This window comes from Streptomyces griseorubiginosus (assembly GCF_017614965.1).
GTDB classification, from domain to species: domain Bacteria; phylum Actinomycetota; class Actinomycetes; order Streptomycetales; family Streptomycetaceae; genus Streptomyces; species Streptomyces griseorubiginosus_B.
The window spans coordinates 1-544 of record NZ_WVUG01000721.1; the positions used below are offsets into that span (position 1 = coordinate 1).

1 pseudogene is annotated in these 544 nt (G+C 77.8%); it reads left to right on the forward strand.

The features are described 5' to 3' along the window. Positions 1 to 123: 123 nt before the first annotated feature. Positions 124 to 544 (forward strand): annotated as a pseudogene (locus tag GRC12_RS44955) (serine/threonine protein kinase); the annotation flags it as partial.

Consider the following 544-nt stretch of genomic DNA (forward strand, 5'->3'; position numbering starts at 1 on the left):
GGTCAGGGCGTTGGTTCCGGCGCGGGCGCCGGCGCCGGAGTCGGAGCCGGTTCGGGGGCCGACCCGGGTGCGCGGACGCCCGTCGCCCCCGCGCCGCCCGGTCAGCCGGGCGGCGGCGCGCCGTTGAATCACCTGCCGACCGTCGTCGGGGGGCAGGGCGGTGCCCAGACGCCCCCGCCGGGCCACGGCCAGACCCCGCCGCCCGGTCACCCCGCCTACGGATACCCGCAGCAGCACCCCCAACAGCAGGCCGGGTACGGGCATCCTCAGCAGCAGGCCGCCTACGGGTACCCCCAGCAGCAGGCCGCCTACGGCTACCCCCAGGCCGGTCCCTACGGCGCCCTCGGTTCCACCCCGCCGTACGGTCCCTCCTCCTACGCCGGACCGGTCACCGCGCCGCCCGACCCGCCCGGCAGGAACGGCCGTTCCACGGCGTTGCTGGTCGGTGTCGCCCTCGTCGTCGCGCTCGGTGCCGGCGGTTCCGTGTACGCGCTCATGAACGGCGGCGGCAGCGACCAGGGCGACGACAAGCCGAGCCCGGCCC